Raw genomic sequence first — 12,983 nt, forward strand, 5'->3', positions numbered from 1 at the left:
CGGGCCGCTACGCACGGCCGCGGGAGGACAAAAAGATGGCGGTGATGGAGAACGAGAAGGCCTCGCGCTTCCCGGACGCCGAGCTCAAGGCGCGAGCGGCCTGGCACTATTATGTCGAGGGACTGACGCAGGAGCGCATTTCCGAGATCCTCGGCATCGGCCGCATCAAGGTGCATCGCATTCTTTCCGCCGCCCGCGAGGAGGGCATCGTCCAGTTCCGCATTCGCGACACAGTCGTCGAATGCGTGGTGCTGGAGGAGAGCCTGAAGCAGCGTTTTGGCCTCAGCCAGGCCGTGGTGGTGCCGTCGGCCGCCGACAGGAGCAACGCGCCGCTGATGATCGGCCATGCCGCTGCTACCTATCTCGCCGACAATGTGAACATCGGCGACGTCATTGCGCTGGGCTGGGGCCGCACGTTGAAGTTTGCCATCAAGGAACTGCCGCGGCGGCCGATCGCCAGGACCACCGTGGTCTCGATGCTGGGTGGCCTCACCCACGCCCAACCACTCAACCCGACCGAAAGCGCCTGGGAGTTCGCCGAAAAGATCGGTGCCGAGTGTTTCCTGCTGCCGGTGCCGGTCTATGCCGACAGGCCTGAGCAGCGCGACGCCTTCATGAGCCAACGCAGCGTTCAGGACGTTGTCTTTCGTGCGCGCAGGGCAAACATCGCCGTGCTCAGCGTCGGCTCGTTTTCCAACGAGAGCCCGATTGCCAATTACGGCTTCATCAAGCCCAGCGAGCTCGAGGAATTGCAGGCCGCCGGCGCCGTTGGCGACATTCTGTGCCATTTCGTTGACGCCGAGGGCCGTCCGGTCGACCACGAGGTCAATCGGCGGGTCTGTGCCTATCCGCTGCAGGATCTGTCGGAGATTCCCAACATCATCCTGGTTTCAGGCGGTCAGGAAAAAATCGCCGTCATGCGGGCAGCACTTGCCAGCAACAAGATCTCGGTCCTGATCACCGACGAGGATGCGGCCAAGGGCCTGCTCAACGGTTGAGGTGTTTCAAAATTCGCAGGGCTTGGGGCGCTTGTCGGCTGACCAGTTCGCCAGCGACTTCAGCGTGAACTTTCCTGCGACCGGCTTGCCGTCGCTCAAATCCTGCGAAGCTACGCCTTTGCCGGTGAGATAGTTGATGTCGCAACTGCCGAGCGTGGTCTCGACGGTGCGGTCGGCCTTCTGCACGTTCCAGTCCCAGTTGCGGCTGAAGCCGGCGACCAGGAATTTGCCGCCGCGATAGACGATCGTCAGCGTCTCTTCCCATGATTTGTTGGCGCCGCAGCCGAAACAGGAGGTGATGGTCAGCGAGCCCTTGCCCTTGGCTGCGAGCTCGAGAACCCGGCCTTCGGTAACGGCTTTCTTGACGAAGGTCGGCTTGCGCGACGGGTCGAGCTTTTCGTCGCCGGCGCCCAGATAGATGGCAAGCACGGCTTCGCCGCTGTCGGCATCCTGAACCACCACGACGCGGTCCATCCGACCGTCATGGTCCATGTCGAGCGTCGCCTGCAATGGCGCCTCGGCCGGCGGCTCATCTTGCGCGAGCGCCGACGTCGGGACTGCGGCGAAAGCAATCCAAAGCAGGGCCGCAAGAGGAAACGCTGTCTTCATGATCCAGCGATTCTAGCATTGGCGGGAGTACACGCAAAATCAGCGGCGAGCGGGGCTCACGCGTTGCCGAGCCTTGTGTGGATGTCGCGCGTCGCCTGATAGAGGTCGCGGTAGATCGCTTTGCGGGCGCGGTAGAAAGGCACAAGTTCGTCGATGGGATCGACGTGCCTGGTGGGTGCAGCCGTCATCGCCGCTGCCGCCGCCTGCGGCGAAGCAAACCATCCGATCGCGCAAGCCGCCAGCATGGCGGCGCCAAGGGCGGCGGCTTCGTTGACCGGCGAAACCGAGATCGGTCGCTCAAGCACGCTGGCCATGATCGTCATCAGCAGCGCCGAATTGGTGCCGCCGCCGGCAGCGATCATTGCAGTCGGCTTGCCGCCGGTCTGTGCTTCCATCGCCTCGGTGGCGATGGCTTGTTCGAAAGCGATGCCTTCCAGCACCGCGCGGAAGAGATGCGCCGATTGGTGGTCGAGCGACAGGCCGACAATGGCGCCGCGCGCAGCACCGTCCCAATAGGGGCTCATGACGCCGGCCCAATAGGGCATGACCAGCAGGCCGTCGCTGCCCGCGGCAACATCGACCGCTGCCTTCTCCAGCATTGCTGCGGATGGCGAGCCGGTGGTGCGCACGATCCAGTCGACCAGCTGCATGCCCGAGCGCAGCACGGTCTCCAGCATGAAGCCGAAGCCGGTCGGTGAGACCAGTGTGCGAAACGCATCCGAGGTGGTGACGGTGCTGGAATAGCAGCCGCTGACGACGCCGGAACCAAGCGAAAGATAGGTCTTGCCCTCGCCATAGACGCCCATGCCGAGGCCCATCGCCTGGCCATCACCGGCGCCGGCAACAATGGGTGTGCCGGCCTTCAGCCCGGTCAGCCGTGCCACACTTTCACCAAGGCCGCCGCAGACGGCACCCGGCGCGATAAGGTCCGGCAGTTGCTCTGGCCGCAGCCCCGCGGCCGCGACAAGCTTGGGATGCCAGATGCCGCTCCCAAGGTCGAGAAGTCCGAGCGGATCGGCGCTTGCCGTGCTGGTGACCAGCCGTCCGGTCAAACGGTGGACGAAGAAGCCGTGCACGTCGACCAGCGCCGCTGCCTGGTTGAGCGCCTGCGGCTGGTGTTCGGCCAGCCAGGCCATGGCGTAGAGCGCCGGCGTCGGGTCCGGCGGCTTGCCGCTCCAGTCGCGGATCGCCTCGCGGCCGAGCTCGGCCGAGAGCCTGGCGACCTGCGGGCGGGCGCGTTCGTCGAGCCACAGGATGGCGGGAATGAGCGGCTTGCCGGCATGATCGATCAGCGTGAAGGTCTCGCGCTGATGGGCGACGGAGATCGCCGCCACCCGGGAAGCGCCAACCTTTTCAGTGACCTGCCTCAGCGCGCCAAGCAGCGCCGTCCACCAATGTTCGGCGTCCTGCTCGAAATGGCCGGGTCTCGGATTGGCGAGCGGATAGGCCTCGCGCGCCTGGAACAGTTCTTCGCCGTCGCGCGTGAAGGCAATCGCCTTCACGGCCGTCGTCGAGGCGTCGATCCCGATTACGACATCGTCCATCAGGCGGAGATCCGGCGGCGTCAGGCGGCGTTGGTCACGAACCGTCCATCCGACTGGTCGAGACGGCGGCGGATCTGGGTTATCACCATCGAATCGTCGGGTACACAATTTTCATAGGTCAGGAAGTCGCCGGTCTTGACCGGCTTGACCACCTTGGCGCGTTCGGCAAGGCCGAGCGGCAGCGCGCCCTTGGCGCGCGCGTCTTCCCAGGTCATGGCAAAGCCGCGATAGTCGTTCTCGCCGATCATGCCGAGCGACTGTCCCTGGCCAAGATCGCTCTTGGCGACAGCCACCGCCTCGGCGACCGGATGGTCGAGCGGCTCCATGTCGGCGCGCTTGTAGACCACCGCGCGCGCCGCCGACAGCGGCACTTCCAGGCTGGTCAAATGATAGGGGCGGAAGATCGTGAAATACGGACCCTTGCCGACCTTGAGGTCGACCATGCGCTCCAGCACGCGCGGATGCCTGGTTTCGATGATGCAGAACACGCCGGGCGCCACACCCTTGCCGATGGAGTAGTCGACCACGCCCTTGCGGTGCAGCACGCCGCCATCCTCGCGCGGGCAGAGCACGCTGGCGAGTTCGTCGAGCGTTGCCGTCGGGCCGTGCATGCCGGGCACATCGGGCACCAGGCCGGTGGCGTTGGCGATCGCCACCATTTCGATCGCCGTCTTCGAGCCATCGACGAATTCGACCAGCATGCGCGCATTCATGTTGCGCTCGGCCGCTTCCTTCTCATAGTCGGCCGGCATGGCATCGATCTTCAGCGGATTGTTCTTGCCCTTGCCGGCGGCGATGATGTTGAAGCCGAGGCTCCTGGCAAAGCCGATGATCTCCAGCGTGCAGGCAGGCTCGTCGCCGGCAGCACCCGTATAGACGACGCCGGCCTTGCGCGCTTCTTCCTTGAGGAAACGGCCGATGGTGATGTCGGCCTCGACATTAAGCATGACGATGTGCTTGCCGTTCTTCATCACCTCGAGCGCAAACAGCGTGCCGATGTTGGGATTACCTGTCGCATCGATGATGACGTCGATGCGGCCGGCTGCCGCCAGCGCATGCAAATCTTCGGTCACCGCGATCTTGCCGGCCTCGATGGCGCGGTCGATGGCCGAGGCATTGGGCGCATGGACGATGTCGGAACGGTCGTGGCCGGCGAGCAGTGCGGCGTCGATCGCCGCTTGCGGCCTGACCTCGGAAATGGCACCGATCCGCATGCCCGGCATCAAGGCGACCTGAACGACGATGTCGGTACCCATCTGCCCGGCGCCGGCAAGACCGATGGTGATCGGTCCCTGGCTTTCAGCGCGCTGCAAAAGTTCCGCTGCAAATTGCGGATGGGACATGTCGCTTCCTCCAGTTCCTGACGCGCCACAGCGTCGAGGTCATCATTTTGAACATTCCTATTTACAAATGAACAATATTTCAACCGGCAATTTTGGCAATCGCGGCAGGATACAAATTGATGGCGAGGGCTCGCGGCGGTGAGAACCTTTGACGCTGGCGGGGCAGCGCCCCCCTCTGTCCTGCCGGACATCTCCCCCACGAGGGGGGAGATTGGCCGTCGCCCGGCCGCTGTCGTTGTTCTTCAACGTCGCAAGATGAGCGGGGCGCCAAAACTGCCAATCTCCCCACAAGTGGGGGAGATGTCCGGCAGGACAGAGGGGGGCGCGAAGGATCACCGCGTTCCGGCCATCTGCGGAAACGACATGGCGAATTGCGCTTTACCGAAACGACGCTCAGGCCGGCTCCGCTTGCACCACCTGCTTCTGCAATCTCGCCAGCTCCGCATAGGGGATGTGGCAGCGGATCGTGTGGCCGGGCTCAGCCTCGGCCAGCGGCGGTTCCTGCTGCTCGCAGATCGCGCCGATCTTGCGCGGGCAGCGTGTGTGGAACACGCAGCCCGATGGCGGATGGGTGGCGCTGGGGATTTCACCGTCGAGACGAATGCGCGACGTCTCCGTCTGGTCGAGCTTGGGCACCGCCGACAGCAGCGCTTCCGTATAGGGGTGATGCGGGCCGGCAAAGACATTTTCCGAAGGCCCGAGTTCCATGATGCGGCCGAGATAGAGCACGGCGATCTGGTCGGAGAGATAACGCACCACCGCGAGATCATGGGAGATGAAGATATAGCTGACATCTTCCTTCGACTGCAGGTCGGCGAGCAGATTGAGGATCGCCGCCTGCACCGAGACGTCGAGCGCCGAGGTCGGTTCATCGCAGACGACGATGCGTGGCTCACCGGCAAAGGCGCGGGCAATGGCGACGCGCTGCTTCAGCCCGCCCGAGAGCTGGCGCGGTTTGACGGCAAGGTGCCGGTCGGTAAGCCGGACCGAACGGACGAGTTCATCGAGGCGGGCCTGCAATGCGGCGCCACTCAAGCCCGCCAGCCGTTTCAGCGCCCGGCTGATCAGATGGCGGATCGAGTGCGAGCGGTTGAGCGCCGAATCCGGGTTCTGGAAGACGATCTGCATCGCCTTGATCTGGTCGGCGGTGCGACTGTCCAGCCGCGGCGCCAGCGGCTTGCCCTCGAGTTCGATCCTGCCGCCCTCGTCCGGCGGCACCAGGCCGAGCAGCAGCCTGGCGAATGTGGTCTTGCCGCTGCCCGATTCGCCGACCAGGCCAAGTGTCTCTCCGGGCCTCAGGCTGACCGAAACATCCTTCACCGCCCGCAGCGCATGGCCATGGCTGGCATAGGTCTTGTTCACCCCCTCGACGCGCAATACGGCTTCGGCTGCGGCCTTCGGCGCGGCAGCAGCATCGCTCGGTGTGGCGCGCGGCAGCGACTGCGCCTGTTCGTGGTAGTGGCAGCGCGACAGCCGGCCGCCGAGATCGTAGAGCGGTGGCAATTCGGTGCGGCAGCGGTCTGTGGCCAGCGCGCAGCGATCAGCGAAGGCGCAGCCCTTGATAGCCGCGCCAAGGCTGGGCAGGAAGCCCGGAATGGTGTCGAGGCGACCCTGATCCTTGCGCTGGCCGCCGCGCGGCAGGCAGCGCAACAGCGCCACCGTATAGGGGTGGCGCGGATCGTTGAACACGACCTCCGTCGGCCCTTCCTCGACCAGCATGCCGGCATAGAGCACGCCGACGCGGTCGCACATGTTGGAGACGACGGCGAGATTGTGGCTGATGAACAGGATCGAGGCCGACAGTTCCTGGCGCAGCTGCGCGATCAGGTCGAGCACTTCGGCTTCCACCGTCGCGTCGAGGCCGGTCGTCGGCTCGTCGAGGATCAACATGGTCGGGTCGTTGGCCAGCGCCATGGCAATCGCCACGCGCTGCTGCATGCCGCCCGACAGCTGGTGCGGATAGCGCTGCATGACGCTGACCGGATCGGAAATGCGCACCCGGTTCAACATGGCGATCGCCTTGTCGGCGGCGGCCTGTCCCGTAACGCCGCCAAGCTCGAAAATCTCGGTCAGTTGACGGCCGATGCGGATCGACGGGTTCAGCGCCTTGCCGGGATCCTGATAGACCATCGACACGCTTTCCGCGCGGGCGCGCCTGAGCGCCTCGGCGTCGAGCTTCATCACGTCCTGGCCGTCGAGCGAGATCGCGCCGCCGGTGATCGAGCCGTTCCTGGGGAGATAGCGCACGACGGTAAGCGCCACCGTCGATTTGCCGCAGCCGGATTCACCGACCAGCCCATAGGCTTCGCCTTGGCCGATGGTCAGGCTGAGGTTGCGCAGCACCGCGCGGTTGCGGCCGGCGACGCGGTAGGCGACGGAGAGGTCGGAGAGTTCGAGCGCGTTGGCGGCCTTCTCAGTCATTGAGCGCCCCTTGCACGCCGTCGGTCACCAGATTGACGGCGATCACCAGCGAGGCAATGGCGAGCGCATCGAACAGCACCGTCCACCAGAAACCACCGCCGATCATGCCGTAGTTGCTGGAGATCGAGAGCCCCCAGTCGGGCGAGGGCGGCTGGATGCCGAAACCCATGAAGCTGAGCGTGGCGACGGCAAAGATCGCATAGCCGAGGCGGACCGTCGTCTCGACCAGGATCGGCGGAACGACATTCGGCAGGATCTCGACGAACATCGTGTGCAGCGCGCTTTCGTGCCGCAGCTGCGCGGCGGCGACATAGTCGAGCTCGCGTTCGGCCAGCACCGCCGAGCGCACCGTGCGGGCGATGATCGGCGCGAAGCTAAGGCCGATGACGACGATGACCGTGGTCTTGGACGTGCCGAGCGCGACGATGGCAAGCAGCGCGACGATGACCACCGGGATGGCCATGAAGGCTTCGAGGATGCGGCTGACGATGTCGTCGACGATGCCTCTGAAATAGCCGGTGAACAGGCCTAGTGCCGTTCCTGCAATGGTGGCCAGCAAGGTCGCCAGAGGTGCGACCGTCAGGATGTCGCGCGAGCCGACGATGACACGCGAGAACACGTCGCGGCCGATCTGGTCGGTACCGAACCAGTGCTCGGCCGAAGGCGGCGCCAGCGCGTTGATGATGTCGTCGGCAAGCGGGTCGTAGGGCGCGAAATGCTCGCCGAACAATGCGCAGGCGACCCAGAACAGTACGATGACAAGGCCGGTGAGGAACGTGCCGGAGCGCAGCAGCGAAAAGAACACCTCGGCCATGGGGCCGCGCCGGCTGGTGTCGTCGGGCGTCGGCAGGCTGGTATCGGTGGCGCTCATTGGTCTGTCCCCAGCCGGATCCGCGGATTGAGCACGGAATAGAGAAAGTCGGCGGCCAAAGTGGCGACCGCATAGACGATGCCGATGGTCAGGATGCCGGCTTCGAGGATCGGAAAATCCTTGCCGCGCGCGGCGGTGAAGATCAGCGAGCCGATGCCCTGGTAGCGGAACAGCGTTTCGATGACGACCAGACCGCCGATGAGATAGCCGGTCTGCGTCGCAATGACGGTGATGGTCGGCAGCAGCGCATTGCGCAGCACATGCCGCCAGATCACCGTGCGCCACGGCAGGCCCTTGAGCACGGCGGTTCTGGTGTAGTCGGAATCCAGCGCCTCGATCATACCCGAGCGCGCCATGCGGGCGATATAGCCAAACAGCACCAGGAACAGCGGCAGCGAAGGCAGGATCAGGTAATAGAGCTGGGTGAAGAAGCCGGCATTGGGTGGCCATGCGGCGGAAATCGGCAGCCAGCGCAACCAGACGCCGAAAATCAGGATCAGGATGATGCCGGTAACGAATTCCGGCAGCACCGTCACCGACAGGCCGCCGAGGCTGATGATGCGGTCGAGCGGCCGGTTGAGATTGAGCGCCGCAATGACGCCGCCGAGAATGCCGATCGGCACCACCAGCACGAAGGCAACCGCGGCCAGCTTCATCGAATTGCCCAGCGCATCGATGACGAAGGGCGCTACCGGCGAGCGGAAGATATAGGACGTGCCCATGTCGCCCTGGATGAAGTTCCAGATCCAGCTGCCATATTGGGTGAGCAGTGGCCGGTCGACGCCGAGCGTGTGATTGAGCGTGTCGACGGCGCGCTGGTCGGCAAACGGCCCCAATATGGCGCGCCCGACATTTCCGGGCAGCACCTGGCCGCCCAGAAACACCATGATCGAGAGCAGGAACAGCGTGACGAGCGACAGGAAAACACGCCGGACGAGAAAGGAGAAAATGGCATCGACTCCTTATGAAGCACCCTTTGGCCCGGGCATGCCGGACACGTCGGGTAAACTCACTGTGACAGGTGGATCGAATGCTGTCACGGGCGGGACAGCTTGCGTAAATCGCGACACTTGAACCAGTGTCGAATTGCAGGTCGGCGATTGGGCGAGGCGCGACGTACCTCGGTCGGCTGTCAGGACATTCGGATTACCATGTTTTTCCAGACTGCCCGATTGTCCTGGCTCTAAAGGGTCGAACCATGCCCCGGTAGGCAACTGCACGACGCCAGGGATCAAGCCATCTGTCAGCACGGCGCCGGCGAGGCATGCTCCTCGGTCGTTGAAAACGCGGACGACCGCTCCGTCTTCGATGCCGCGCGCCTCGGCATCCACTGGATTTATCCACAACGGCGCGCGGCCCGACACCTTCCCCGCGCGGCTGACCGACCCGTGATCGTATTGGCTGTGAAGTTTGTCGGCTGGCTGCGGTGACAAAAGATGCAGCGGGAACCGGCCAACAAGGTCGCTGCCCAGCCATTCCCGCGGTTCTCGCCACACGGCATGGCCCGGGCAGTCGTCATAGCCGAAGGAATCGATCGTTGAGGAGAACAGCTCTATGCGGCCCGACGGGGTCGCCAGCCGGTGCCGATCCGGATCGGCACGGAAGGAGCCAAGCAATGTCTGCGACGTGACCTGCCGGACGAGCTCGGCGTGCCCCTCATGCCAGAACCGGTCGAATGGCGGCATCTCGATCCCGGCGGCGCTCGCATTCCTTCTGGCCTGGTCGTAAAGCAACCGAAGCCATTCGTCGGCCTCGCGCCCTTCTGTGAAGGCTTCATGTGTGCCCAGCCGCGCCGACAGGCCGGCGAAGATGCGATAATCGTCGCGTGCCTCCTGGACCGGGTCGATCGCCTGTTTCATGGCGACCACGAGGTTCTCGCGGTTCGAAAAGGCGAGATCGTTTCGTTCCAGAGGTGTGGTGACCGGCAGCACGATGTCGGCGTGGCGCGCTGTTGCTGTCCAGAAGGGTTCGTGAACGATGATTGTCTGCGGACGTTGCCACGCCTCGACAAGGCGGTTCAGATCCTGATGATGGTGGAATGGATTGCCGCCGGCCCAATAGACGAGCCTGATGTCAGGATAGGACATGGCGGCGCCGTTGAATTCGAAAGCGCCGCCTGGGTCGAGCAGCATGTCGGCAATGCGCGCGACGGGTATGAAGTGGGGCACCCCGTTCTTGCCTTGCGGCAGGGACGGCCAGCGAAATCCCATCTCCGGTCTTCCGGCACCGTTTGTCGATGAATAGCCGAAGCCAAATCCGCCGCCCGGCAATCCGATCTGGCCAAGCAGCGCGGCCAGGGTGATTGCCGCCCAGTATGGCTGCTCGCCATGGTCGGCACGCTGCAGCGACCAACTGACCATCAGCATGGTGCGTTTGGCAGCCATTTCCCTGGCCAGTGCGACGATCCTGTCCTCGGCCACGCCGCTCAGGGCGGCAGCCCATTTGGGGCTCTTCGGCTGGCCGTCGGTTCCCCCCATGACATAGGCCCGCACCACTTCGAAGCCGGTGCAGTATCGCGCCAGAAATGCCTCGTCGTGGCGGCCCTCGTTGATGAGGACATGGCATAGAGCCAGCATCACAGCAGTGTCGCTGTTCGGCCGAAGCGGCAGCCATTCGGTCTCGACGCCACGCGGCGCGTCATCGCGCACGGGCGAAACGTTAATGAGCCGGGCGCCGTTGCCGACGGCGTTGCGCAAGGCTGCCGCCGCCTCGTGCCGTGCCGCGCCGCCACCCTGTATCTGCGCATTGCGCCAGGGCAGGCCGCCAAAGGCGACGATGAGCTCGCTATGACGCTCGATCCCGTCCCAGGTGGAATGATTGCCCGTCAGCCCGTCGGTCCCGCCAAGCACATGCGGCAGGATGATCTCGGCCGCGCCGTAGGAATAGCTGAGGACCGATCTTGTATAGCCGCCGATGGTGTTGAGGAAACGGTGGACCTGGCTTTGGGCGTGGTGGAATCGCCCCGCACTCGCCCATCCGTAAGACCCCGCATAGATCGCGGTGTTCCCATGCGCGACGCGAACCCGGTCCAGTTCGGCTGCCACGATGTCCAATGCGGTTTCCCAGGGAACTTCGACAAAGGGTTCGCTGCCCCGCTTGCCGTTGGCGCTGGATCTGTCTCCCTCCAGCCAGCCGCGCCTGATGGCGGGGCGGGAAACCCGCAGGTCTCCCTGTACCGTGCCGAGCATCGACCTGCCGATCGGCGACGGATCGGCGTCGCCACTCCATGGTTCGACGCCGACAAGCCTGCCGTTCTCGGCACTGACTTCGTATGTCCCCCAATGCAAGGTGGTGAGCAGGGCTTCGGACTCCATGGGACGCGTCAATGATGGATCGCCCCGCAACGGCGAGGCTCCACGTCAGGCGAGCGCGCCGCGCCTTGCCTGACTGGCCACGAAAGCACCAGCCCCAACATGGGGCTGGCGGTTGCGGGGTGGGCTTCTCCTCCCGTTCAGGCTTTCGATGCTCCGCTGAGGAAGAGCTGCGACATGGCCGTCGGCTGCACGCCGGCGACGCCTTTCAAGGTCGCCGTCAGATAGTCGTAGAAATAGCCGAACAGGACCGGCGTTTCCTCGAGCAGCAGGGTCTGGATCTTGCCGGCGTCCGCCTTTTGCGCTTCGAGATCAAGGGCTGCGATGTAGCTGGTCGCCAGCGTGTCGTAATCCTTGTTCTTGAAATGCGCCGCATTCCAGGTGCCGTCGCTCTTCAGCGGCGCGGCCAGGAAGACGTTCGGCACGCCACGGTGACCGTAGTCGGTGATGCCCATCACCGAATCCAGCCAGTTCGACTTACCGAATACCGCGTCTCCATAGTAGGCGCCCTGGTCGAGGATGTTGAGCTCGAGCTCTATGCCGATCTCCTTGACCCAGTTCTGGATCAGCTGGGCGTATTCGGGGATTTCCAGATAGCGCTCGGTGGTCAGCGTCACCTTGAAGCCCGCGCCGGCGCCCGCCGCTTCCATCAACTGCTTGGCCTGCGCGATATCCTGCTTGCGCTGCGGCACGCTCGCATCGGTCGAGGGGTAGGCGGAGGCGAACGGACTGTCGTTGCCGGCCACGCCCCGGCCCTTCATCAGGCCGGCCACCAGCTTGTCGCGGTCGAGGCAGAGCGCGATGGCGCGGCGCACGCGCGGATCCTTGAACGGATCGGAGTCGCAGCGCATGTGCACCTGCTGATGCGCCACCGATTTCAGGCTGATGATGTCGATGTTCGGATCGCTGAGCAGGCCGACGCCGGCCAGCACCGGCAACTGGTTGATGATGTCGACCTGGCCGCCCTGCAACGCCAGGATCATCGGCTGCGTGTCGGCGAAGAAGGTGAACTCGGTGCGGTCCGGCAACGCCTTTTCGCCCCAGTAACCGTCATTGCGCACGAACGACGCGCCGACCTTGGGCGTGTATTTCTCCAGCTTGAATGGCCCGGTGCCGTCGAAGCTTTTTTCGTAGTCACCCTTGTAGCTCGCCGGCAGGATGACGGCGTTGTAGTTGTCGGACGACAGCATGTAGGGGAAGTTGCCGTTCGGTGCGTCCAGGTGGAATTCCACTGTGTAGTCGTCGACCTTCTTGGTGGCGCCCTTCTGCAGGATGCCGGTGAACACCGACAGCGCGTTGGACGAGTTCGCTGGGTCGGCGAGCCGGTCGATGCTGGCCACCACGTCGTCCGCCTTCATCTCGCCGCCGCTGTGGAATTTCACGCCCTTGCGCAGCGTGAAGGTCCACACCGTGCCGGTGTCGTTCGGCTTCCAGCTTTCGGCGAGCGACGGCTGTAGCACCAGGTCGGGGCCGTCGACGCAGAGGAATTCAGCGACCTGCTGCAGGACGACGAGGCCGCCGGCATCGGCGATGGTCACCGGGTCGATCGCCGCGGCGGGCACGCTGCTCGCCACGCGAATGGTGGCGCCGGCCGCGCCCGCTGCACGAGCCAGAGACGGCATGGCGCCGAAGCCGGCGGCGGCACCGATGCGGCCGAGCAGCGGCAGCGACAGGCCGAGCAGGCTGCCGTGGCGGATGAAATCGCGGCGGCTGACCCGGCCATCGACCAGCCCGTCGATCAGGTGGTTTTCGAGCGGCGAGCGGCTGCGCCGGATGAAGTCGAGAATGCGATAATTGTTGCTCATGGGCTTAACCCTTTCCCCTGTGTTTTTTGTAACTACGAACGCTCTTTGTGATTGACGAGTACCGTGGATGTTCTCCGTATC

The 12,983-nt window shown here is 64.5% G+C and carries 9 protein-coding genes; 1 reads left to right on the forward strand and 8 read right to left on the reverse strand.

Annotated elements, in window-relative coordinates:
* Positions 1–35: 35 nt before the first annotated feature.
* Positions 36–998, forward strand: coding sequence for a sugar-binding transcriptional regulator (locus tag AC1DX6_RS18320; protein ID WP_477315793.1), 963 nt, complete (start codon positions 36–38; stop codon positions 996–998).
* 6 nt (positions 999–1,004) lie between these two features.
* Here the strand turns inward: AC1DX6_RS18320 and AC1DX6_RS18325 are convergent, their stop codons facing one another.
* The 8 genes from AC1DX6_RS18325 to AC1DX6_RS18360 all read right to left on the reverse strand — a co-directional run bounded on the left by AC1DX6_RS18325 (position 1,005) and on the right by AC1DX6_RS18360 (position 12,902).
* Positions 1,005–1,607 carry a hypothetical protein gene (locus AC1DX6_RS18325; RefSeq protein ID WP_477315795.1) on the reverse strand — a complete coding sequence of 201 codons (603 nt, stop codon included), beginning with the start codon at positions 1,605–1,607 and terminating at the stop codon, positions 1,005–1,007.
* Positions 1,608–1,663: 56 nt separating this feature from the next.
* Positions 1,664–3,151, reverse strand: a complete 1,488-nt coding sequence (locus AC1DX6_RS18330; protein WP_477315797.1) for a xylulokinase — start codon at positions 3,149–3,151, stop codon at positions 1,664–1,666.
* A 20-nt stretch (positions 3,152–3,171) separates the two neighbouring features.
* The gene (locus AC1DX6_RS18335; RefSeq protein WP_477315799.1) at positions 3,172–4,494 is read right to left on the reverse strand and encodes an NAD(P)H-dependent oxidoreductase; all 1,323 of its coding nucleotides are present in this window, start codon (positions 4,492–4,494) and stop codon (positions 3,172–3,174) included.
* A gap of 393 nt (positions 4,495–4,887) precedes the next feature.
* Positions 4,888–6,915, reverse strand: coding sequence for a dipeptide ABC transporter ATP-binding protein (locus tag AC1DX6_RS18340; RefSeq protein WP_477315801.1), 2,028 nt, complete (start codon positions 6,913–6,915; stop codon positions 4,888–4,890).
* Positions 6,908–7,786, reverse strand: a complete 879-nt coding sequence (locus AC1DX6_RS18345; RefSeq protein WP_477315803.1) for an ABC transporter permease — start codon at positions 7,784–7,786, stop codon at positions 6,908–6,910. Before AC1DX6_RS18345 ends, AC1DX6_RS18340 begins: the two co-directional genes overlap by 8 nt.
* A complete protein-coding gene (locus AC1DX6_RS18350) occupies positions 7,783–8,736 on the reverse strand; it encodes an ABC transporter permease (protein WP_477316464.1) in 954 nt (317 codons plus the stop codon). Before AC1DX6_RS18350 ends, AC1DX6_RS18345 begins: the two co-directional genes overlap by 4 nt.
* Before the next feature lie 12 nt (positions 8,737–8,748).
* The gene (locus AC1DX6_RS18355; protein WP_477315805.1) at positions 8,749–11,100 is read right to left on the reverse strand and encodes a molybdopterin guanine dinucleotide-containing S/N-oxide reductase; all 2,352 of its coding nucleotides are present in this window, start codon (positions 11,098–11,100) and stop codon (positions 8,749–8,751) included.
* 137 nt (positions 11,101–11,237) lie between these two features.
* Entirely contained in the window at positions 11,238–12,902 is a 1,665-nt protein-coding gene (locus AC1DX6_RS18360; RefSeq protein ID WP_477315807.1) for an ABC transporter substrate-binding protein, read from the reverse strand.
* Positions 12,903–12,983: the final 81 nt, after the last annotated feature.

It is taken from the genome of Mesorhizobium sp. P2_C4 (assembly GCF_056404575.1).